Origin of the sequence: Rhodopseudomonas sp. G2_2311 (assembly GCF_047501505.1) — a bacterium.
Taxonomy (GTDB): domain Bacteria; phylum Pseudomonadota; class Alphaproteobacteria; order Rhizobiales; family Xanthobacteraceae; genus Rhodopseudomonas; species Rhodopseudomonas palustris_H.
The window spans coordinates 174357-195453 of record NZ_JAZDRK010000004.1 but is presented as its reverse complement, the minus strand read 5'-3'; the positions used below and the strand labels follow the sequence as shown (position 1 = coordinate 195453).

Genomic DNA, 21097 nt, shown 5'->3' with positions numbered 1-21097 from the left:
ATCCGCCATCGCGCCGAGATCGCGCCTGTGACTGTTCGGCGGGTTACGCCTTTGGCTAACCCGCCCTACGATAGTGCAGCTGCTTTTGTCGTCTGAGACAGCGTGACGGCACCGATCAGGAACGTCACTGCTCGACGTCGCGCATCCGCACGGCGTCGCGCGAAAAGTCGCCGTCGTCTTGCGGCATCGCCAGCAGCGCTTCGGCGAACGATGGCGCTTGCGCGCGTTCGAACCGCCGCAGGCGTTCGTACTCGGCCACGTCGATGACGACGACGGCGGGCTTACCGTGCTTGGTCACCGTCTGCGGGCTGCGCCGTGCGGCCTCGACGACTTCGCTGAATCGGTTCTTGGCGTCCTGCACCGACCAACTCCGCTCGGCCATTTTGCGGTTCTTTCTGGCTGGAAAATCTAGCTAGAATATTTAGAGCGCAGGCATCACGGTCAAGCCGTAGGCGGAAGGCGGTTCGATGGGGGAGGGCGGTTCGGCGCGCGCAGTGCTCCCCGGATTTCGCTGCGCTTCATCCAGGCTACAGGCCCACGGCGCTGACTGTCGCCGCCGCTGCACCGCGTTACGATTGAATTGTCAGTCGGTAGCTTAGATCTGGGATTCAGGCTGGTCGAAGACATGTTGTCCCATTTGATTGCCGTGATGGTTTTGATCCTTGTTTTCTGCGGGGCGATGGCCTTGGCTTGGCCGCTTCGGAAGAAAGGAAGAGATCCATTCGGCGCCGACGTGAGTGGTCCGGGCTCCGCGATAAGCGGAGGCCATTGCCACTCGGATGGGGATAGCTGTCGGGCGGGGACGGGGACTAGATAGGCAGGCTCACATTGGTCAGCTGGACTTGATGATCGCTGCGCTCGCTTTATCCAAGCCGCCGCTCACCGCCATCTGTTGACCACCCAGATCGCCCCCCACGCTCCCGCCAGCGTCACGATCATCGCGCCCGCGAGCGCGGCGGCCATCACCGGGCCGCCGGCGGCGGCGAGGGAGGATGAGCCATGCACGAACGGGGCGAGCAGCATGGTCACGGCCATGCCGCCGAGCGGGGCGGAGAGGAAGGCGCCGGTGAGGGCGACGGCGATGCTGACGAACCAGCCGAGCGGGCCGCGGCGGCTGGTTCGGGCGTCGTGGATGCCGACCGCTAACGCGCCGAGCAGGAAGGCCAGCGCGATCAGCATCGGCCCGCCGACGCTGCCTGCGGGGATCGCGCCGGTCGCTTGCAGAAACAGGATGCCGATCACGGCACTCAGCATGATGATGGGCATGCGGCGCGTCCTCGCTGCTCGGGCGCCGAGAAGCTCGCGGCGGCCCATCGGCATGATCGAGATGGGGGCGCAGAGCAGCCTGCTGCGGCGTCGGTCGACTTCCCTTTTGTCCGGGAAGCGCGCTTGCAAGTTCAACGCGCTGCGTTCGGGATGATCACCCGGCCGACGGCCGGTTTGTCACGCGATCGGCTCGGCTGCGATGCTGCAGCCACAGTAGCGTCGCGCCGAACAGCGGGATGAGGATGTCGGTGTAGAACACCACGCCGGCGTTGCCCGGGGCGAAATTGTGCTGCGTCACCATCTGATTGATGTGGCCGACGGCGGCGCCGAGCGTGAACAGGCCGGGGCCGACGATCGCGGCGAGGCGAAGATCGAAGCTGCGGAACGCGGCGAGGAAGCCGACGACCGAGTACCCGAGGCTCGCGGTGGCGACTTCGAACTGGAACGGGCTGTCGGCCCAGCCGATGAACGCCGCCGACATCCTGCCGAAGAAGCCGTGCATCACGAAGTTGTAGAAGTAGCAGACGCCGATCGACCAGAACAGGTGCCAGGCCAGCAACCGGTCGATCACGTTCGGGAATCGCAGCGGCTTCGGCGCGCGCGCGATCGCGACCAGCCCGAACAGCAGGCCGATGACGAAGAAGCTCAGGGAAAAGTTCGACAGCACGAACACGATCGTCGCCTTGATCACTTCCGCCATACCTCGTGCTCCGTTCGGTGATGATCTCCGCAGCGATGGAGCTGAAGCGGCGGGATCGGGTCGATGGTAACACTCATTCGGCCCCCGGCAATCAAGCGCAACGCCGTTGGATGATCACGGGGCGAGTGCGTTGCTACGCGGGGAACCGTTCGACGTGGAGTTCGGCGGAGACGATTTTTCGCAATGCGGGATTAGGTTCACACGCTGTTTTAAACGCAGTTCGATCAAGACAACCCGGCGGGTTCGTGTCTATAACCGATGCGCGGCCGTCCGCCCGGGACGGCCCGCCAACGACGCCAAGAAACGCAACCAAGAAAAGCCACGAGGAGCACGCCCGCATGCAGACGGCCTACGTCCCCCGCCAGACCCCTTACACGCTCACGCCCGAAGACGCGCTCAACGATCTGCGGATGAGCGAGGCCGTCCGGCCGCTCTACGACCATGTGAAGAAGTTCATCGCCGAGACCGTCGAGCCGATGCAGCAGGAGTTCGATATCGCGGAAGCGAAGAATCCGAACCGCTGGTCGTTCTCGCAGGAACAGCTCGATCTGCTCGGCAAGGCCAAGGCCAAGGCCAAGGAAGAGGGCCTCTGGAACTTCTTCTTGCCCGACGCCGAAACCGGCGAAGGCCTCAGCAATCTCGACTACGCCTATATCGCGGTCGAACTCGGCAAGGCGCCGCTCGCCTCCGAAGTGATGAACTGCTCGGCGCCCGACACCGGCAACATGGAAGTGCTGGAGCGCGTCGGCACCCCTGAGCAGAAAGAGAAGTGGCTCAAGCCGCTGCTCAACGGCGAGATCCGTTCGGCCTATGTGATGACCGAGCCGAACGTCGCTTCGTCCGACGCCAAGAACGTCTCGACCTCGGCCGTGCTCGACGGCAACGAGTGGGTGATCAACGGCGAGAAGTACTACATCTCCGGTCTCGGCGATCCGCGCTGCAAGATCATGATCGTGATGGTCAAGACCGATCCGACCGCCGCGCCGAGCAAGCAGCAGTCGCAGATCCTGGTGCCGGTCGACACCCCCGGCGTCGAAGTGCTCGGCCCGATGCACGTGTTCGGCCACGACCACTCGCCGCGCGGCCACATGCACATGCGCTTCAACAATGTGCGGGTGCCGAAGGAGAACATCCTGCTCGGCGAAGGCCGCGGCTTCGAGATCTCGCAGCTGCGCCTCGGCCCCGGCCGCATCCATCACTGCATGCGCACCATCGGCAAGGCCGAGAAGGCGCTCGACCTGATGGTGGCGCGCGGCCTGACCCGCGAGGCGTTCGGCAAGAAGCTGGCGCATCTCGGCGGCAACCTGCAGATCATCGCGCAGGCGCGCTGCGAGATCGAAGCGATGCGGCTGATGGTGCTGAAGGCAGCCAAGGCGATGGACGTGCTCGGCAACAAGGAAGCACGCGTCTGGGTCAGCATGGTCAAGGCGATGGTGCCGGAGCGCGCCTGCAAGATCATCGACCAGGCGATCCAGATGCACGGCGCCACCGGCATCTCGCAGTGGACCCCGCTCGCCGAGATGTACACCGACGTTCGCCACCTCCGCTTCGCCGACGGTCCGGACGAAGTGCACTGGATGGTGGTCGGCCGCCACGAGCTGACGCTGTAAGCGACCGCTGTCAGTGTGACGACATCAGGGCCGGGGGCATTGTCCCCGGCCTTGTTATTTGTGGGATGCGCGGCGCGAGGCCGGCCTCACGTTGAACTCACGCCTCAGCGAAACTTCTTCTTCGCCTTCTTCTTGAACGGTGGGTTCTTGGCCGATGGATCAGCGCGGCGGGCCTTGCTGACATAGGCCGGCTTGTCGCCCTTCGCCTTGCTCGCCTTGAAGCCGTCTTTCTTGAACGGCTTGGCTTTGAAATCGCCCTCGAACGACTCCTCGCCGCGCGCCTTGAAGCCCTTATCCTTGAAGCTCTTGTCCTTGAACCGCGCCGGCTTGCCGCCGCGTGGAGCGTCGTCGTGCGGCGCGCGCTTGCCGGGGCGCGGCGCGTCCTGCTCGCGCGGATCGGGCAGCGGTTCGCCGGACAGCGGCGACCACGAGTCGGGGCGCTTGGCACGTCTCGCGTCGCGATCCGGCTTGCGGTCCGCATCCGGCCGCGGCGGACGCTTGTCCTCGCGCGGCGGGATCGGCTTGGCGCCGATCAGCGGCTCGATCCGGATGTTGTCGTCGTGATCCGGCCGCTTGATCTGCGCCGTGAACGCGTCCGCGGCGGCGGGCGAGATCTCGAACTCAGTGGTGGTATCGAGGATGCGGATCGCGCCGATGTCCTGCCGGGTGATGCCGCCGCGGCGGCAGATCATCGGCAGCAGCCAGCGCGCCTCGGCGTTCTTGCGCTTGCCGATCGCGGCGCGAAACCACACGCCGCCCGCCATCGCGTGCTTCTCGCCGGCCTTGGCCGAGCGTGTCCGCGGCGCCTTGTCGCGCGCCTCGTGATCGCGCGGCTCGCGCGCGGCCTTGCCGCTACGTTCGTCGCGGCCGCGGGCCGGGCGTTCGCCGGGATCGAGAATGTCCTCCGGCGCCGGCATCCGCGCCCGCACGACCCTCGCCAGCGCCACTGCGATCTGCTCGGGCGAGCGCTCGGCGAGCAGCGCCTGCGCCAGTGCCTGATCTTCGGCGGTCGGCTCCTCGGTGAACAACGGGTCCTGCAGCATGCGCTGCTGATCGAGGCTGCGGATTTCGTCGGCCTGCGGCGCGGTGCCCCAGTTCGCCTCGATGCCGGCGAGCTGCAGCAGCAGCTCGGCGCGCCGCCGCCGCGCCGGCGGAACTAACAAGACGCTGATGCCCTTGTTGCCGGCCCGCCCGGTGCGGCCGGAGCGATGCTGCATCACTTCGGCGTCGTTCGGCAGCTCGGCGTGAATGACGAGGCCGAGGTTCGGCAGATCGATGCCGCGCGCCGCGACGTCGGTGGCGACGCAGACCCGGGCCCGGCCGTCGCGCAGCGCGTTGAGCGCACCGGTGCGTTCGTTCTGGGTGAGTTCGCCGGACAGCGCCACCACGGCGAAGCCGCGTTCCAGCAGCGCGGTCTGCAGATGCGTCACCGCGCTGCGGGTGTTGCAGAACACGATCGCGGTCGGGGATTCGACGTAGCGCAGCACGTTGACCACGGCGTGCTCGACGTCGCTCGGCGCGATGCGGATGGCGCGATACTCGATGTCGGCGTGGCCGCCCTCGGCGCCTTCGACCTCGATCCGCATCGCGTCGTGCTGATAGGTCTTGGCCAGCGCGATGATGCCGCGCGGCAGCGTCGCCGAGAACAATAGGGTGCGGCGGGTCTCGGGCGTGGTTTCGAGGATGAACTCCATGTCCTCGCGGAAGCCGAGATCGAGCATCTCGTCGGCCTCGTCGAGCACCACGGCCTTGAGCTGCGAGACGTCGAGCCGGTTGCGGCGCAGATGGTCGCACAGCCGCCCCGGCGTGCCGACCACGATGTGGGCGCCGTCTGCCAGCTCGCGCTGCTCGCGCCGCGGGTCCATGCCGCCGACGCAGGAGACGATGCGGGCGCCGGCGTGGCGATACAGCCAGCTCAGCTCACGGTGCACCTGCAGCGCCAATTCGCGGGTCGGCGCCACGATCAGCGCCAGCGGTGCGGCGCCGGGCTCGAACTGCTCGGCGTCGCCGAGCACGTCGCGTGCGATCGCCAGCCCGTAGGCGACGGTCTTGCCGGAGCCGGTCTGCGCCGACACCAACAGGTCGCGGCCGACCGTGTCGGGCGCCAGCACCGCGCTTTGCACCGGCGTCGCCTGGAGATAATTACGCTCCGCCAAAGCTCGCGCGAGCGGCGGGGGACTGGTCGGAAATGTCACGAACGACAACCTTCTGGGCGATCACGCCGAATGGGAAATCCCGGGACCGGATCGGTCGACCGGCGGGCCTTGGACGATGCACGTCGCAACAAGCCGCCGATGATGGGAGGTTGCGCTCTTTTAGGCTAATCCTGGTCCCGGCGCCATTGGTTCCTCACCCAGGTCCGATGAGCGGCCCCAAAAGCCCCCGGTAATGGCTGTGGCGCCCCACGTTCGCCTAGCGGCGACGCGTGGCCGCGAGTTCGATGACGCGCGCGGCCTCGGCAAGGTCGGCGGTGGCGAAGCCTTCGGTCATGGCGGCGCGCAGCCGCTCGAGACGCTCAAGCGGAGCCGAACTGTCCCGATGCGGGGAAGCCGAGACGAGACTGACGAGGGCCCGCAATTCCAGCATCGGCGAGCCGAGCGCGTGCGCCAGATCGGCCGCTTTCTCGAGGTCGTGGCCGCCCGCATCATCCTGCGGGTCCGCCGCCAGCAGCAGCGATCCGCGAAGCCGGTACAGTTCCGGCCCGCAAAACAGCGTCTTGTTGATCTCGGTGATGTCGAGCGCTTCGTTCAGCAAAGCCAACGCATCCTCGACCGCGCCTTCGGCACCAAGTGTCTCGGCGAGCAGCATCAGGCCGTAGGGCCGGATCAGCTCGGCGCCCGTGGCGCGATAATCGTCCAGCCCAGCTTTAATTTCGACTACGCCCGCTGCCGGGCGGACCAGCCTGCCGGTGGCCCAGCCGCGCAATATCCGCCCCCAGGCACTCCAATAGGGGAAGCGATAGCTCTGGCCGATCTGAATCGCCTGCTCGGCGGCCTGGAGCGCTTCGTTCGGCTCGCCACGGCTCTGCCTGATCGAGGCCTCAAAGCTGAGCGCGAAGCCGAGGCTGTGGGGATGATTGAGCTGGATCGCCCGCGCCATCGCCTCTGCGCTGTCCGCGACGGCAGTATCCGGCAAACCGACGAACCACTCGGTCCAGGCGAGATTGCATTGCGCCAGAACCGCCGGATCGGAGCCATATTCGAACCGATGGTGATGATGCCGATCGGGATCGTACAGCTGCAGCGCCTGCTTCAAAGTCTCCTTCGCGCTACTGAATTGGCCGAGATAGAACTGGGTCAGTCCAAGCGGCCGCTTGGACTGCAACTGAAGGCCGTCGTCGCCGGCGCGCTCTGCCTGTTCGATCAATCGCACGCCGCATTGATGCGCCTTTTCGAGCTGACCTCGCACGATGAAGAACATCATGAGCCCATAAAGGGCCCTGAACAGCAGCCGGTGCTCGCCCAGTCTCCAGCTGAGCTGATAGGCGCGGGTGAAGACTTCCTCCACCTGCGGCGCGGCATTCCCCTTGATGGCGAGAAGTTGCGAGCCGCGCTCCAATTCGAGCGATAGTTCTCGCCGTGCCCGCTCGGTCGTGTCGGGTAATCGGCGAAGGATCGCAAGAGCGCTGGCAAAGTGGCTGGCAGCCTCGACATTGGCCGAACGCTCGGCGGCCTTGTTGCCGGCCGCCTCCCAATGCGCGATCGCCGCTTCCGCAAGATCCGCGGCTGCATAATGCTCGGCCAGGACCTCGGGAGTGGCCGCGACGACATCAGCGAATTGGGTGGAGATGACTTCCGCGATTCTGCGGTGCATCGATCGTCGCTCGCTTTTGAGCAGCGAGTCGTAGGCAGCCTCCTGGATCAGGGCGTGCTTGAACGAGTATTTGGCCTGAACCTGCGTTCCGTGCTGATGGATGAAGCCCTGGCGCAACAGTTCGTCGAGCTGCGCGCGGAGCGCTTGCTGACTCTCTCCGGTGACGGCCGCCAACACTTCGCTGTCGAACGTCCGGCCCAGCGTCGCGGCGACCTGCGCCAGCGGCTTTGCGATCTGAAGGCGGTCGAGCCTTGCCGCCAACGAGCCACGGAGCGTGGATGGAATGCTATCGACGAGCGCCGTCAATCGCACCGGATCATGATCTGCAGAAGAAGCCCCAGCGAGAACCGCTTTGGTGAGCTCTTCGATGAACAACGGAATTCCGCCGGTCTTGGCGACGATCGACGCGATGATGTCTTCCGGGACGGTCGAGGTCTCGGCAATCTGTGCGGTCAGCGCTCTTGCTTCGTTCTTGGAGAGGCGGCGCAGGCCCAGCCGGGTCACCTGCGGTCCCAGCAGCCAATCGGCCGTCAATTCCGGCCGGAACGTAAGGATGGCCATCACCCGCCAGTTCGAGAGCCGTTCCACGATGTGCCGGAGCAGGGTGGTGGTGGACGCATCTGCCCAATGCAGATCCTCGATGACGAGGACGACAGGAACGTGCTCGGATTGTTTGAGGACCCACTGCGTCAGCACTTCCAGCAGCAGTTCGCGCCGCCGGGCCGGCGGGATGTCCTTGATCGCGGCGGAAATCGGCAACTCGAGTAGCTCGGCAACCAGCGCCGTGGCCTCCGGGGTGATCGTCTCCAAGCCGACGAAGGCGCGCTGCAGATTCGCCGCCAATTCGTCGGCATCCGCCTCGCCGTCGGGTCTCACGACGCGACGGATCATCTCGATGATCGGATAGAATGCGCTGGAGCGGCTGTATGCCGAGCAGTAACAGGTCATCGGCAGAAACGTCGCCGGATCGAGGCGGGCCTTGAATTCCCGCACCAGCCTGGTCTTGCCGGCGCCGGCTTCGGCGGTGATCTGCACGACCTGGCCTTCACCATCCTGTGCGCGGAAGAAGCGGTCCTGTAGCAGCGCCAGTTCCTGTTGGCGCCCGATCATCTTGTGGCTGGCGGCAGGCCGTTCCCGGACCGCCTCAGTCCGCTCGCCGGCAACCTCAAACAGATGCAGCAGTTCATCGAGGCCGCGGACCTGCTGCAATCCGAGATCGATGAGATCAAATCGTTCGCCGAGGAGTTGCGCGGTCTGATTGGTGATTATCAAACGATCAGGAGCGGCGAGGCTCTGCACCCTCGAGGCAATATTAGGCGTTTCGCCGAGGATACCCATTGCCTCGAAACTGTCCGAGGATCTGAGGTCGCCTGCGATGACGATTCCGGTGTGCATGCCCATCCGCACGTGGATCGCCTTCATCTCCTCTTCGGCATTGAAGCGCTGCAGATTGTCGAGAAGTGCAAGGCCGGCGCGCGTGGCCCGGATCGGATCGTCCTCATGGGCGAAGGGAAAACCGAAACATATAAGGATGCCGTCGCCGATATAGCGGACGATGCAGCCATCGAATTGACGTACCGCGCTCGCGCAGATGTCGCGGTAGCAATAGATGACCTCCTTGAAGTCTTCTTCGTCGAGACGGACCGACATTTCGGTCGAGCCGATCATATCGACGAACAAAATCGTGACCTGGCGCCGCTCCGGTCGCTGATCGCGAACGGGCGCAAAGCCGCTCGACGCACCGGTGACGGCCGTCTCTGAAGCCTCGATGAGGGAGGCGCCGCAGCCGCCGCAGAAGTGCGACCCGAGCGGGCTCCGAAATCCGCAACTCTGGCAATGCAGGCTGAGCTTTGCGCCACAACGTGGGCAGAAGCTCGCCTCCGTCGGGGCCGAGAAGCCGCAGGCAGAGCAACGCATACTGATTAGTGTCCGTTGCTATTTAGACGATAGTATGATTAGCTCACTCCCATCTCTAACGATCGAACATTGGACGACAGGGGCTTAGATTCGTTCATCTCACAGCGAAATGGTTCAAGGCCATGGCGCAAATCGAGAATCCGTTCGCCCTCGAGCAGCCACTAAAGCTCTCGATCTGTTTTACTGAGACCTGCAACCTCGCGTGTCAGCACTGCTATTCCGATTGCTCGCCTGACAAGGCGGGAGCGGAATTGAGCAGCGAAGACTGGTCACGCTTTCTCGATGAGATTGCCGAACTCGGCGTGATCTATCTCTACATCGAAGGCGGTGAGCCATTTCACCGGCCGGACTTCCTGCCGTTTTTGGCATCCGCATCCGGCCGGTTTCTCACCGAGGTGCGTACCAATGGCACGCTGATCACGCCGCAGACGGCCCGCTACCTGAAGGACATCCGAGTCGGCATCGTGCTGGTCGATCTATTCAGCGCACGAGCGGAGGTGCATGATGAGATCACGGGCGTATCCGGGAGCCACGCTCGCGCTTGCGACGGGATCAGCTCCATGTTGCAGGCCGGCATCGAGGTGCAGACTCTGTGCATCCTCAGCCGCAAGAACGTTGCCGATCTTCAAGGTTACATCGATCTCGCCGACCGGCTTGGGGTCAAAACTGCTGGGGTTTTGCGCCCTTATCCCCTCGGCCGAATGAAGTATCGCTGGGCGGAGTTCGCGCTGTCTCTGGACGAGATGCACGCGGCGCTCGACGCGCTCCGCCTGCCGCCCGGCATGAAGCTGATGCAGTCATGGCATCCGAATGACGGCAACTCCTGCTGGCAGATGGCGGCAGTGAATGCCTTCGGAGATTCGATCGGCTGCGCTTATCTGCGCGAGTACGTCAACTACGGCAACATCAAGCAGGTCTCCTTCATGGAGACCTGGGAGCATCCGCTCTACCGGGAACTCAGATCCGGGCGCGTCAAGGATAGTTGTCCGAGTTGTGCATCCAGCCAAGGTTCGCACGGAGGGTGCCGTGCGACGGCCTATGCGTTTCACGGGGCTTGGGACGCCCCCGATCCGTTCGATAAGGTGCTGAACAGGGGAGTAGACCTGCGTGTCCTACCCGAATGGCTGTTACAACCACACCCAAAACCTCCGACTGCGACCACTTAAGGAAATGAAGAGCTGCGTGGTGTTTCGGCCTGATCCGCCGAAGTTGTTCATGCTGAATCTGAACGCGTGGTTTATCCTCGAACTCTGCGACGGCGGCACCGCCGAGCAGATCGAGCAGAAATACGTCGAGCAGGTTGCGGCCAAGAACCGGGAGGAGGAGGCGCGAAATCACCTCAGAGCTGGAATTCAGCGATTGCAGGAACAGGGATTGATCGAACTGACACACCAAGGAGATTGATCATGGCCAACATCGAGTCCTCCGGACTTGCCGCCAGTTTGATTGCTGGCGAAACGCTGGTGCCTCCAACCGTTGCGGCAATTGAGCCGGAGGTCCGATCGGGTGGTTTCTTTCCATTCTGCGATCTTCTCAAGCATGGCGAAGGCAAGCAGGAGATCGAGAGTCTCCTGAATGACAGCGTGCTGCTGGGAGCTCTGGTGATCGAGTGGGGCTACGATGTTCCTTTCAACAAGCATGACGAGTTTCGGAAATGGCTGATCGCCAACGAGCAGAAGCTCGATCAGGTAACCCCCGAGGGGGTCACCTATCGCGGGACCTACGCGGTTTCGTCGACGAGTGAAAAGGGCAGTGGCCTCTACCGTACGATCTGGGCATTCCGGACGCTCGCGGCGCTACAGACGTTCAACGATGCGATGCACGCGGGTACTGATTTTGCCCGTCTGATCCACGATCTGTCGAGTTATCGAGATCGCGAGCGCGGTGCCGCAAACAGTCAGCAGATCTATCAACCGGTTCGCTGCGCCGATCGGCTAGGATGATCAAACTGGCATTGTGACCAACCATTCTGGACGGCAGAGCGGAGGCCTCCGCTCTGTGGCTGGCAAGCGGCCCCGGCAAACGTGTCGGGTGAGGAGGAACGGGCTTGAGTCTCGTTGGGGACTTGGCCCGTCGAAACATTGATGACGTCGATGACAACGAACCTGGGTCGCAGGTCGACCAAGATAATTGATGTCGTCCGTGCCCACCGGCTGTTTCAGGATCTTGCGCCCGACGCGCTCGACCAGCTCTGTCGTTCCGCATGCATCGTCCGGTTCAGACGGGGAGAGACGATCTTCCTCAAGGGAGACGCAGCCAACGCTCTCTTCATCGTGGTCGAAGGCGCGATCCGGGTGAGCTCGGGGTCGGCCGATGGACGCACCGCGATGCTCAATCTGATCGGCAATGGCGAGATTTTTGGTGAAGTTGCCGTGTTGGACGGGTTGCCGCGGACGACGGATGCCATCGCGCACTGCGATTCCGTCTTGCTGTCGATCGCGCGGCGCGAACTCCTCGATCTGATCAACATGCAGCCTCATCTGATGATGAAGCTCATTGTTCTGCTCTGCGGGCGGGTTCGCGCGACCAGTCAGCAGGTCGAATGGTTGATGCTGCAGTCGATGCCGGCTCGGCTCGCCGGCACGATCATGCGGTTGGCGGAGCGTGACACCGACCGGGCTCGGCTTCGTATCGAGCTGACCCAGCAGCAGGTCAGTGAGATGGCTGGGATGTCACGTGAGAGCGTCAACAAGCAGCTGGCGCGCTGGGCTTCGCAAGGGTGGATCAGGCTTGGACCGCAGACCTTGGAGATTGTTCAGCCGGACGTCCTTCGTACGGTTGCGGGTGAAGGTTGATTAGCTCTTTGTCTCCTGTTGGTGGATAAGCCGGCCGCCTCAGGCGGCGTCGCGAAGCTGGGCGGGGGCCACCAGGATCGACCGCCGAGGCAGTCGATTGTCACCATAGCGCGCCACGCCGGCGGCCGCGATTTGAAGGACCACGCCGCCGATCCAACTGGCGGCGAGCAGGGAAAGCCAAACGGCCGGAGGGTCTGCGCCGATGACGAGCACACCGACCGATGTCAAAGCCATGACCGAGGTTAGAAACGTGCCGGCGGCGCACAGCAGACAAACCGGATCGAGTCCTGAGCGTTGCGTCTCCCGGTACTGAAGTCCGCTCGCGGCGGGAAAGCCGATCCCGCCTGCCACCACAATGACCAGCGACGCCCATTCGGACTGCAGGACGCCAATGTTGGCATGACCGACCGAAGCCGCGACGAATGTGCCGCAAGCAAGTCCGGCCATTGCAAGACCGATCCGCTCGATGAGTTGCGTCATATGCCTAATCGTATCCATGATGCTCGCTCCCGAACCATCTCCTTTGCTCACTGTAGTTCGAGGTAGCGCGCACCGTTGTGAACTGGTTCACACCGTCGACACTGCCGCTATCAAGGATCGGTGACATGAGCCGATCATCTGGCGGCTGGTAATCGAGTCTGACGTCGAACTTCACGAGGTTCATCTGTGGCCGTCGCTGATGCGCCGCTGCCGCTGTCTTCATTGTGCATTAACCACGCGGCCGAAATGCTGCTGTGCAATTTATCAGTTGTTGTCTGCTGCCGTGCAACTCGTGGTGTAAGTGAGTCACTGGCGCGTCCTGGAGGCGTGACAATGCACAAGAGACGACCTGAGGAAACGCACTACGCCGCGGGATCGCCGGATCAGCCGGAGACCGCGGGGCTGCAGCGCGAGCTGGCCGAGGCCAAGCAGGCGCTGGAGACGCTGTACGCCGCGCTCGACAATGTCGACGCCGGGTTGTTGATTCTGAATGAAGAGCTGCGCGCCGTTTACAGCAATCCGGTGCTGCACGTGATGTTCAGGGCCAACAGCGCCGAAGAGATCCGGCAGAACCGTCCGCTCTATGCCGAGATGCTTGCCGCCTCCGCGCAGGCGGTCGCCGTCAATCTCGACGACTACGTCTCGCGGCGACTGGCCTGGGTGCAATCCGGCGATCCGAAGCCCATGGATCTTGCGATGACCGACGGCACCGCGCTGCGCTGCCATCTCGCCGTTCTGCCCGGCGGCGGCCGGATGCTGATCTACAGCGATGTCACCGACATCGTGCGTAACGCCGAGGAGCTGGAACGGTTGGCGACCACCGACGGCATGACCGGGGTGTACAATCGCCGTCACTTCCTGACGCTGGCCGACCGTGAATGGTCGCGCGCCCGCCGCTATGATCGGCCAATGTCATTCCTGATGATCGACATCGATTACTTCAAGGCGATCAATGACGGCTTCGGGCATCAGGTCGGCGACGAGATGATCGTGCATCTCGCCAGGCTGGCGCGCGACTGCAAGCGGGATTGCGACGTGCTGGCGCGGCTCGGCGGCGAGGAGTTCGCGCTGCTGCTGCCGGAGACCGATCTCGCCCAGGCGGAAGTCGTCGCCGAACGGCTGCGCCGCGAAGTCGCCGGCAACGCTCTGGTGGTCGCCTCGCACGCGATCCCTGCCACGGTGAGCATCGGCGTCGCCACCGCATTGCCGGGCATGAAGGACGTCTCCGATCTGATGAAGGCCGCCGATCAGGCGCTGTACGACGCCAAACACGCCGGCCGCAACCGCGTCATCTGCCGCGCCTGTCACGATCCGGCGCCGCCCCTGGTGCCAGCCCTCACGCCGCGCTGCGAGGCGGCGGCGATGAGGTGAGGTCCAGGCTTTATCGTACCCGCATGAGTACGGCTTTTCCTGCTATTCAACCTCCCTCAATAGCAGCGAATCAAATCCCGGCTCTGTTCGGCTGGGACGAGCCGTGGGGTCGCAATGAGGGAGCCGCAGCCTTTCGTGATCGGGGCCACCGGGATGGTCGGTGGTGCGATCGTTCGTCGGTTGATCGCGGAGGGCGCGCAGCCGGTGGGGCTGTCGCGGCAGGCCCGGCCGCCGGCGGATGGTGTGCGGTGGATCGCGGGGGATCTCAGCGATCTGAGCCGTGTCCCGCTGCCGCCGCTCGATGTGGTGTTCGCGACTGCGCCGGTCGGGCGCGTTGCCGATGCGGTGCCGGTGCTGGCGGCGGCCGGGATGACCCGGCTTGTGGTGTTCACCTCGACCAGCATTGAAACCAAATGGGATACGCCCGATCCCGACGAACGCGCTTTCATTCGCGACTGGGGCGCCGGCGAAGCGCGCGTCATCGAGGCCTGCGCGGCCCACAATGTCGGCTGCACCGTTCTCCGGCCGACCCTGATCTATCTCGAAGGCCGCGACGGCAATGTCAGCCGGATCGCCGGACTGATCCGGCGCTTCCGGTTCTTTCCGCTGATGGCGGGCGGAGAGGGGCTTCGCCAGCCGGTGCATGCCGATGATCTGGCTGCAGCGGCGGTCGCTGCCGCGGCGCGGCCGCATGCGATCGGCAAGACCTACAATTTGCCGGGCGGCGAGACGCTGACCTATCGTGAGATGGTCGGCCGGATTTTCGACGGGCTCGGCCTGCCGCGCATCATCGTGCCGGTGCCGGATTGGGCATGGCGGATGATCCTGCCAGTGGCGGTGAAGGTGTTGCCTGGGCTGTCGGCCACGATGGCGACCCGGATGGCGAAGAATATGACGTTCGACGTCGGCCCGGCTGCGGCCGATCTTGGCTTTCAGCCGCGCCGGTTTCGGCCGCAGTTCAGGTCGAACTGACTACTGATTGGCCGCGATCGCGATCTGAGGTTGGCCGCGCCAGCTCAGGCCGCCGGCAGTCTGGGCCGTGGCCAGAAACGCCACGGTCGCGAGGACAGCCAGAAGATATCTTCCGAAGTCGGACATCATCGCGGCAGCTCCTGGTCAGCCCCCGCCGTGATACTCCCGGTTTATGGTTAATGGCTTGCTAACGCGCCACCAACCGGCCCGGTCAGGCCGGCTTGCCGATCGTCACATTGAGGGTGCCGATGCCGTCGACGCCGCAGGCGATGCTGTCGCCGGGCGACAGCGCCGCGACGCCGGCCGGGGTACCGGTCATGATGATGTCGCCGGCGGCGAGCTCGACCTGCGCCGAAAGCTTGGCGATGATCTCCGGCACGTTCCAGATCATCTCCGACAGATCGCCGGTCTGCCGCTCGGTGCCGTTGACCGACAGCCAGATCTTGCCGGTGGCCGGATGGCCGATTTCGGAGGCCGGGCGCAGCGCGCCGCACGGCGCCGAGGCGTCGAACGACTTGCCGATCTCCCAGGGCTGCTCCTTCTTGCGCGAGGCGATCTGCAGGTCGCGGCGGGTGAGGTCGATGCCGACCGCATAGCCCCAGACGTGATCGAGCGCCTTCTCGACCGGAATGTGCAGCCCGCCGCTCTTCAGCGCGACCACCAGCTCGACCTCGTGGTGCAGATCCTTGGTCAGCGGCGGATACGCGATGGTGGCACCATCGGGCGCGACCATGTCGGCGTGCTTGGCGAAGAAGAATGGCGGCTGGCGCTCGTCATTGCCCATCTCGCGGACGTGTTCGAGATAGTTGCGGCCGACGCACCAGATCCGGCGCACCGGAAAGCGGTCGGCCGAGCCGGCGACGGCGAGGGCGGGCTGCGGCGGCGGGGCGATCACGAAACCAGCATTGCTCATGAGTGTCTTTCGCAAGCCAAGGAGGCGGGGCGGGAGGGCGCGGGATCAGGTCCGGTCAGGTTAGGCGGTGGCGGCGGCCGGCGCCAGCGGCGCGGTGTGGCGCTGCTGCAGCCGGAAGAACGAGGCATAGCGGCCGCCGCGGCGCAGCAGGTCGTCATGGCGGCCCTGCTCGACGATCTCGCCGGCTTCGACCACCAGGATGGAATCGGCATGCATGATGGTGTGCAGCCGGTGCGCGATCACGATGGTGGTGCGGCCGCGGGCGAGATGATCGATCGCCTCCTGCACCAGCTTTTCCGACTCGGAGTCGAGCGCCGCAGTGGCTTCGTCGAGCAGGACGATCGGCGCGTCGCGCAGCAGCGCGCGGGCGACCGCGATGCGCTGGCGCTGACCGCCCGACAGTTGTGCGCCGTGCTCGCCGACCGGAGTGTCGTAGCCGAGCGGGAAGCTCATGATGAAGTCGTGCGCGCAGGCGGCCTTCGCGGCGGCGACGATCTCGTCGTCGGTGGCGCCGAGTTTGCCGAACGCGATGTTGGCGCGGACGGTGTCGCGGAACAGATAGACGTCCTGGCCGACATAGGCGGTCTGCTGCCGCAACGACTCGCGCGAGATGGTTGCGGTCGACTGTCCGTCGATGCGGATCTCGCCGGATTGCACTTCGTACAGCCGCAGCAGCAGCGCCAGCACCGTCGATTTGCCGCCGCCGGAAGGACCGACCAGCGCGGTCGTCTGGCCGGGCTCGGCGACGAAGCTCATCGCGTTCAGCACCGGCTCGTCGGGCCGATAGGCGAATGAGACGTGGTCGAACTCGACCCGCGCCTTGGTGAGTTGCAGGGCCGGCTTGTGGCTATCGTTCGGCTCGCTCGGCGGGCTGTCGATGATCTCGAGCAGCATCCGGGCGCCGACCAGACCACTGTTGAGTTCGATATTGAGCCGCGCCAGCCGCTTAGCCGGCTCGTAGGCGAGCAGGAACGCGGTCAGGAACGAGAAGAACTCGCCGGGCGTGGCGCCGGTCGCGACCACGCGGTAGCCGCCATACATCAGCGACGCCGCCACCGCGAAGCCGCCGAGCGTTTCCATCAGCGGACTGGAGCGGTTCGACACCTTCGCCATCTTGTCGGCGTTGGCCTGCACCGCGGCGATGTTGGCGTCGATCCGGTCGCTCATGGTCTTTTCGAGCGAGAACGCCTTCACGGTGCGGATGCCTTGCAGCGACTCCTGCATCGTCTCGAGAATCTGCGCGTTGCCGGTGAACTGCGTCAGCGCCAGGCCCTTCACGCGCTTCACCAGCTTGCGCACCACAAACGCCGCCGGCGGCGCGACCAATAGGCCGAACAGCGCCATGAACGGATCCTGCACCACCATCACGATCACCAGACCGATCAGGGACAGGAAATCGCGGCCGATCGCGTTGATCAGCAGGTTGAGCACCTCAGTGACGGAGTTGGCGCCGGCGGTGAGGCGCGCGAGGAACTCGGACGAATGCCGCTGCGAGAAGAAGCCGATGCTTTCGCTCATCAGCTTGTGGAACATTCGCCGCTGATTGTTGGCAAGGATCGCGTTCTTGATCTGGGTGAGGATCACCGACTGGCCGTAAGTTGCCGCGCCCTTCAGGCTGAACACCACAAGGGTGACGACCGACCAGAACATGATGCCCTGCAGGTCGCGATCGACATAGGCCTGGTTGATCACCTTGCCGAGCAGGAAGGCCGAGCCGGAGGTCGCGGCCGCAGCGATCGCCATCAGGCCGAAGGCGAGCGCGTAGCGCCGCCAATAGGCGGCGGCCTGTTCCATCACCAGGCGGCGGATCAGCTGCCACGCGCCATACGGGTCGTCAGTGATCTTGCGTGGGGCTTCGGTCATTCCCGCATTCCATCGACGGCGTCGGACAAGGGTCGCGCGCGAGGAAGGCGTGCGTCTTGGCGGAGTCCTTGCCCCCGATGGGCCGGATTTTCAAGCCAAAACGGCGGAACCCGAGGCGTTGTCAGGCCGGAATCGCTTGCAATTCAACCGCTTGGCGTTGGCGCAGCAGCTTTTCCTCCCACGCCAAAGCGTGGGCCGCGATGGTGTCGAGATCGTCGTAACGCGGGGTCCAATCCAGCATGCGGCGGATTCGGCTGGTGTCGGCGACCATCGTCATGATGTCGCCGGGCCGGCGCGGTGCCGCGGCGACGGCGAAGTTGCGGCCTGCGACGCGCTTCACCGCATTGATGGTTTCGAACACCGAATAGCCGTGGCCATAGCCGCAATTCAGCGTCACCGGACCGCCGCCCGCGCGCAAGTAACCGAGCGCGGCGCCGTGCGCTTCAGCAAGATCGGTGACGTGAATGAAGTCGCGAATGCAACTGCCGTCCGGGGTCGGATAGTCGGTGCCGTAGACGTCGATCCGGCTGCGCTGCCCGGTCGCAGCTTCCACAGCAATTTTCAACAGATGCGTGGCGCCCACGGTGGCAAGCCCGATCCGGCCCAGCGGATCGGCACCGGCGACGTTGAAGTAGCGCAGCGCCACGTAGTTGAGGCCGTAGGCTTCCGCCGCGTCATGCAGCATGATCTCGGTCATCAGCTTGGAGCGGCCATACGGCGACAGCGGCCGTGTCGGCGCGTCTTCGCCGACCGGAACCCGGTCCGGGTTGCCGTATACCGCTGCGGTCGAGGAGAAGATGAAGTTCCTGACGCCGCGCCGCGTCGCGGCGGCGAGCAGATTGCGCGACGTCGAGGTGTTGTTGCGATAATAGCCGAGCGGATCGCGCATCGAGTCCGAGACGATCACCGAGCCTGCGAAATGGATGATGGCGTCGACGCGATGCGAGGCGATCACGCCGTCGATCAAGTTTTCGTCGCCGGCATCGCCGATGAACAGCGGAACGCCCTCAGGCACAAACTGCGAAAAGCCGTTGGAGAGGTTGTCGATCACCACCACGCTTTCGCCGGCCTCGACCAGCGCCAGAACCGTGTGGCTTCCGATGTAACCGGCGCCGCCGGTGACGAGTACGGTCATCGTGGTTTCCGTCCAAGGTGCTGGTTCGTCTGGCGCATTTGCCCCAGCCTGTCGACAAACAATGGAATTGCGGTATAGCGGGGCCGCCTCAGCGGCGAATTGCCAGCGTTTTTGCCGGGGATTCGACTCTATGGTTGTCAATCCTGTAACGAAGACCGCGCAATTGCGGGCCTTTTGCGTCAATGTCGGACATCCTCATCATCAAGACCTCTTCCCTCGGCGACGTGGTGCATCAGATGCCCGCGATCACCGACGCTGCGCGCGCGCTGCCGGGCCTGCGCATGAGCTGGGTGGTGGAGGAGGCGTTCGCGCCGCTGGCACGGTTGCATCCCTCCGTGAGCGAGGTGATCCCGGTGGCGACGCGGCGCTGGCGCTCGCATCTGGCGAGCCGCGCCACCTGGCGTGAGATCGGCGATTTCAACACCCGTTTGCGTGAGCCTGAGTTCGACAAGGTGATCGACACCCAGGGCCTGATCCGTTCGGCGATCATCGCCTGGCTCGCGCAAGGCGAGCGCCACGGCTACGACGCGCAGAGCATCCGCGAGCCGCTGGCGTCGCGGTTCTACGACGTCCGCCACAGCGTCAGCCGGTCGCTGCATGCGGTGGCGCGCAACCGCGCGCTTACCGCGCTGTCGCTGGGCTATCAGCCGGCGGACGACATCGACTACGGGCTGATCAAGCCGGCGCGTGGCGCTGATGCGCCTTACGCACTACTGCTGCACGGCACCTCGCGCGTGTCGAAGGAATGGCGCGCGGACGATTGGATCGAGATCGGCCGCTGGCTGCAAGCCCGCGGGTTGCAGCCGGTTCTGCCGTGGGGGACCGACACCGAGCGGCAGACCGCCGAACGGCTGTCGAGCGCGATTCCCGGAAGTCGCGTGCTGCCGCGTCAGCCACTCGATCTCACCGCTGGCGTGATCGCCGGCGCCACGGTGGTGATCGGCGTCGATACCGGCTTGCTGCATCTGGCCGCCAGTTATCGGGTGCCGCTGGTCGGGATCTATGTTGCGACCGATCCGGGACTGACAGGCCCGGTCGGCAGCGGTCCGCTGCGGGTGCTCGGCGGCAAGAGCGGCGGCCCCTCGGCGCGGCAGGCGATCGAGGCAGCGGAGCAGCTGCTCGGTTAGTTGGATGCAGCGGCGCGCTTCATCTCGATCAGCACCTGTTTGACGAAGCCGTCGATGTCTTTGCCTTCGAAGCGAAACCCTGGAATGCCGGCAGCCTGCGCGGCTTCGACATCACTTGCGCTGTCACCGATCACGAAGCTGCGGGTCATGTCGACCGGCCAAGCCTTGGCGAGATCCAGGATCATGCCGGGGCCCGGCTTGCGATGCTCGCAGGCGACACGATAGGCGTCGATCGTTCCTTCGACATGATGCGGGCAGAACCGGATATCGTCGATCTGCGCGCCTTGTGCCTGCAATTCATCCTGCATCCAGCGATGCAAGGCACGGACGTCGTCCTCGCTGAACATGCCGCGGGCGACGCCGGACTGGTTGGTGATGATGAAGACGTAGTAGCCGGCGGCGTTGAGCTGCCGGATCGCCGCGGCGATGCCCGGCATCCAGCGCAAGCGTTCACGCGTGCCGACATAGTGATCATTGTAGTTGATGACGCCGTCGCGATCGAGGAAGGCGGCAGGACGGCGCGGCGCGGACGCGGTCATGGCGACGGCTTGCCCAGCGCGACTTCAATCTCGTCGCAGATCGCATGCGCGGCCATCAGATGAATCTGCTGAACCAGCGCAGTTTCGGGGGCAGGCGCAATCAGAAGATGATCGCACAGCGTGCCCATCGATCCGCCGCTCGGGCCGGTCATGCCGACGGTGACGAGGCCGCGTTGACGCGCGACTTCGAGGGCCGCGAGGATGTTCGGCGAGCGGCCGGAGGTGGTGATGCCGATGAAGACGTCGCCGGGTTGCCCGAGTCCTTCGACCTGCCGGGCGAACACCCGCTCGAAGCCATAGTCGTTGGCGATCGCCGTGAGCGCCGAAGTGTCGGTGGTCAGCGCCACTGCCGGCCAGGCGGCGCGGTCACGCTTGTAGCGACCGATGATCTCCGCGGCGATGTGCTGGGCGTCGGCGGCACTGCCGCCATTGCCGGCGAGCAGAATCTTGCGGCCCTGCTGCAGTGCCTTGATTGATGCCGCAGCGATCGCCCGCGATGCGGACAGCAGCGTTGCATCGCCGGCGGCAGCAGTCATCGCGGCAAGCGAGAGCTGGAAATGGGCGGCGATCTTGTCCTGGCTCACGTCACACCTGAA

At 64.8% G+C, this 21097-nt stretch carries 20 protein-coding genes; 8 read left to right on the top strand and 12 right to left on the bottom strand.

The window, feature by feature from the left end:
• Positions 1-124 precede the first annotated feature (124 nt).
• The 3 genes from VRZ08_RS08610 to VRZ08_RS08600 form a co-directional block, all read right to left on the bottom strand.
• Positions 125-361 (bottom strand): type II toxin-antitoxin system Phd/YefM family antitoxin, encoded by a 237-nt coding sequence (locus tag VRZ08_RS08610; RefSeq protein WP_414532295.1) that lies wholly within the window; start codon positions 359-361, stop codon positions 125-127.
• Between the two features lie 518 nt (positions 362-879).
• Positions 880-1266: a hypothetical protein gene (locus VRZ08_RS08605; protein ID WP_414532294.1), complete on the bottom strand. Its 387-nt coding sequence runs from the start codon at positions 1264-1266 to the stop codon at positions 880-882.
• A gap of 154 nt (positions 1267-1420) precedes the next feature.
• Entirely contained in the window at positions 1421-1966 is a 546-nt protein-coding gene (locus VRZ08_RS08600; RefSeq protein WP_414532293.1) for a DUF6790 family protein, read from the bottom strand.
• Between the two features lie 338 nt (positions 1967-2304).
• Here VRZ08_RS08600 and VRZ08_RS08595 point away from each other — a divergent pair, with 338 nt between their 5' ends.
• A complete protein-coding gene (locus tag VRZ08_RS08595; protein WP_414532292.1) occupies positions 2305-3576 on the top strand; it encodes an acyl-CoA dehydrogenase family protein in 1272 nt (423 codons plus the stop codon).
• A gap of 104 nt (positions 3577-3680) precedes the next feature.
• Here VRZ08_RS08595 and VRZ08_RS08590 read toward each other — a convergent pair whose 3' ends face one another.
• Both VRZ08_RS08590 and VRZ08_RS08585 read right to left on the bottom strand, forming a co-directional pair.
• The gene (locus VRZ08_RS08590; RefSeq protein WP_414532291.1) at positions 3681-5771 is read right to left on the bottom strand and encodes a DEAD/DEAH box helicase; all 2091 of its coding nucleotides are present in this window, start codon (positions 5769-5771) and stop codon (positions 3681-3683) included.
• A 217-nt stretch (positions 5772-5988) separates the two neighbouring features.
• Positions 5989-9306, bottom strand: a complete 3318-nt coding sequence (locus VRZ08_RS08585) for an AAA family ATPase (RefSeq protein ID WP_414532290.1) — start codon at positions 9304-9306, stop codon at positions 5989-5991.
• Positions 9307-9428: 122 nt separating this feature from the next.
• Between VRZ08_RS08585 and VRZ08_RS08580 the strand changes: the two genes are divergently transcribed.
• The 4 genes from VRZ08_RS08580 to VRZ08_RS08565 all read left to right on the top strand — a co-directional run bounded on the left by VRZ08_RS08580 (position 9429) and on the right by VRZ08_RS08565 (position 12101).
• The gene (locus VRZ08_RS08580) at positions 9429-10472 is read left to right on the top strand and encodes a radical SAM/SPASM domain-containing protein (RefSeq protein WP_414532289.1); all 1044 of its coding nucleotides are present in this window, start codon (positions 9429-9431) and stop codon (positions 10470-10472) included.
• 4 nt (positions 10473-10476) lie between these two features.
• Positions 10477-10710, top strand: a complete 234-nt coding sequence (locus VRZ08_RS08575; RefSeq protein WP_414532288.1) for a PqqD family protein — start codon at positions 10477-10479, stop codon at positions 10708-10710.
• Between the two features lie 2 nt (positions 10711-10712).
• Positions 10713-11249, top strand: a complete 537-nt coding sequence (locus VRZ08_RS08570; RefSeq protein ID WP_414532287.1) for a hypothetical protein — start codon at positions 10713-10715, stop codon at positions 11247-11249.
• A gap of 141 nt (positions 11250-11390) precedes the next feature.
• On the top strand, positions 11391-12101 hold the full coding sequence (locus tag VRZ08_RS08565) for a Crp/Fnr family transcriptional regulator (RefSeq protein WP_414532286.1): 711 nt from the start codon (positions 11391-11393) through the stop codon (positions 12099-12101).
• Between the two features lie 39 nt (positions 12102-12140).
• Here the strand turns inward: VRZ08_RS08565 and VRZ08_RS08560 are convergent, their stop codons facing one another.
• Positions 12141-12581 (bottom strand): hypothetical protein, encoded by a 441-nt coding sequence (locus VRZ08_RS08560; protein WP_414532285.1) that lies wholly within the window; start codon positions 12579-12581, stop codon positions 12141-12143.
• Positions 12582-12914: 333 nt separating this feature from the next.
• On the opposite strand from VRZ08_RS08560, the gene VRZ08_RS08555 reads away from it, so the two are divergent.
• Together VRZ08_RS08555 and VRZ08_RS08550 are read left to right on the top strand one after the other, a co-directional pair.
• A complete protein-coding gene (locus VRZ08_RS08555) occupies positions 12915-13952 on the top strand; it encodes a diguanylate cyclase (RefSeq protein ID WP_414532284.1) in 1038 nt (345 codons plus the stop codon).
• A 114-nt stretch (positions 13953-14066) separates the two neighbouring features.
• On the top strand, positions 14067-14924 hold the full coding sequence (locus VRZ08_RS08550) for an NAD-dependent epimerase/dehydratase family protein (protein WP_414532283.1): 858 nt from the start codon (positions 14067-14069) through the stop codon (positions 14922-14924).
• Here VRZ08_RS08550 and VRZ08_RS08545 read toward each other — a convergent pair whose 3' ends face one another.
• The 4 genes from VRZ08_RS08545 to galE form a co-directional block, all read right to left on the bottom strand.
• On the bottom strand, positions 14925-15053 hold the full coding sequence (locus VRZ08_RS08545) for a hypothetical protein (RefSeq protein ID WP_263989448.1): 129 nt from the start codon (positions 15051-15053) through the stop codon (positions 14925-14927). It lies immediately after the preceding gene.
• An 82-nt stretch (positions 15054-15135) separates the two neighbouring features.
• Complete coding sequence (locus VRZ08_RS08540) at positions 15136-15837, bottom strand: fumarylacetoacetate hydrolase family protein (RefSeq protein WP_414532282.1); 702 nt, start codon at positions 15835-15837, stop codon at positions 15136-15138.
• A gap of 60 nt (positions 15838-15897) precedes the next feature.
• Positions 15898-17700, bottom strand: coding sequence for an ABC transporter ATP-binding protein (locus VRZ08_RS08535; RefSeq protein WP_414532281.1), 1803 nt, complete (start codon positions 17698-17700; stop codon positions 15898-15900).
• Between the two features lie 121 nt (positions 17701-17821).
• Positions 17822-18835: a UDP-glucose 4-epimerase GalE gene (gene galE, locus VRZ08_RS08530; protein ID WP_414532280.1), complete on the bottom strand. Its 1014-nt coding sequence runs from the start codon at positions 18833-18835 to the stop codon at positions 17822-17824.
• 182 nt (positions 18836-19017) lie between these two features.
• On the opposite strand from galE, the gene waaC reads away from it, so the two are divergent.
• Complete coding sequence (waaC, locus tag VRZ08_RS08525; protein WP_414532279.1) at positions 19018-19962, top strand: lipopolysaccharide heptosyltransferase I; 945 nt, start codon at positions 19018-19020, stop codon at positions 19960-19962.
• Here the strand turns inward: waaC and VRZ08_RS08520 are convergent.
• The gene (locus VRZ08_RS08520) at positions 19959-20501 is read right to left on the bottom strand and encodes an HAD family hydrolase (protein ID WP_414532278.1); all 543 of its coding nucleotides are present in this window, start codon (positions 20499-20501) and stop codon (positions 19959-19961) included. The two genes, waaC and VRZ08_RS08520, sit on opposite strands and share 4 nt — an antisense overlap.
• On the bottom strand, positions 20498-21085 hold the full coding sequence (locus VRZ08_RS08515) for a D-sedoheptulose 7-phosphate isomerase (protein ID WP_414532277.1): 588 nt from the start codon (positions 21083-21085) through the stop codon (positions 20498-20500). Before VRZ08_RS08515 ends, VRZ08_RS08520 begins: the two co-directional genes overlap by 4 nt.
• Positions 21086-21097: the final 12 nt, after the last annotated feature.

Bases quoted from the DNA above. Each gene is read 5' to 3' on its own strand.
- VRZ08_RS08605 (WP_414532294.1), bottom strand. From the start codon at position 1,266: ATGCCCATCATCATGCTGAGTGCCGTGATCGGCATCCTGTTTCTGCAA.
- VRZ08_RS08600 (WP_414532293.1), bottom strand. From the start codon at position 1,966: ATGGCGGAAGTGATCAAGGCGACGATCGTGTTCGTGCTGTCGAACTTT.
- VRZ08_RS08595 (WP_414532292.1), top strand. From the start codon at position 2,305: ATGCAGACGGCCTACGTCCCCCGCCAGACCCCTTACACGCTCACGCCC.
- VRZ08_RS08585 (WP_414532290.1), bottom strand. From the start codon at position 9,306: ATGCGTTGCTCTGCCTGCGGCTTCTCGGCCCCGACGGAGGCGAGCTTC.
- VRZ08_RS08580 (WP_414532289.1), top strand. From the start codon at position 9,429: ATGGCGCAAATCGAGAATCCGTTCGCCCTCGAGCAGCCACTAAAGCTC.
- VRZ08_RS08575 (WP_414532288.1), top strand. From the start codon at position 10,477: ATGAAGAGCTGCGTGGTGTTTCGGCCTGATCCGCCGAAGTTGTTCATG.
- VRZ08_RS08570 (WP_414532287.1), top strand. From the start codon at position 10,713: ATGGCCAACATCGAGTCCTCCGGACTTGCCGCCAGTTTGATTGCTGGC.
- VRZ08_RS08565 (WP_414532286.1), top strand. From the start codon at position 11,391: ATGACGTCGATGACAACGAACCTGGGTCGCAGGTCGACCAAGATAATT.
- VRZ08_RS08560 (WP_414532285.1), bottom strand. From the start codon at position 12,581: ATGACGCAACTCATCGAGCGGATCGGTCTTGCAATGGCCGGACTTGCT.
- VRZ08_RS08555 (WP_414532284.1), top strand. From the start codon at position 12,915: ATGCACAAGAGACGACCTGAGGAAACGCACTACGCCGCGGGATCGCCG.
- VRZ08_RS08550 (WP_414532283.1), top strand. From the start codon at position 14,067: ATGAGGGAGCCGCAGCCTTTCGTGATCGGGGCCACCGGGATGGTCGGT.
- VRZ08_RS08545 (WP_263989448.1), bottom strand. From the start codon at position 15,053: ATGATGTCCGACTTCGGAAGATATCTTCTGGCTGTCCTCGCGACCGTG.
- VRZ08_RS08540 (WP_414532282.1), bottom strand. From the start codon at position 15,837: ATGAGCAATGCTGGTTTCGTGATCGCCCCGCCGCCGCAGCCCGCCCTC.
- VRZ08_RS08535 (WP_414532281.1), bottom strand. From the start codon at position 17,700: ATGACCGAAGCCCCACGCAAGATCACTGACGACCCGTATGGCGCGTGG.
- galE (WP_414532280.1), bottom strand. From the start codon at position 18,835: ATGACCGTACTCGTCACCGGCGGCGCCGGTTACATCGGAAGCCACACG.
- waaC (WP_414532279.1), top strand. From the start codon at position 19,018: ATGTCGGACATCCTCATCATCAAGACCTCTTCCCTCGGCGACGTGGTG.
- VRZ08_RS08520 (WP_414532278.1), bottom strand. From the start codon at position 20,501: ATGACCGCGTCCGCGCCGCGCCGTCCTGCCGCCTTCCTCGATCGCGAC.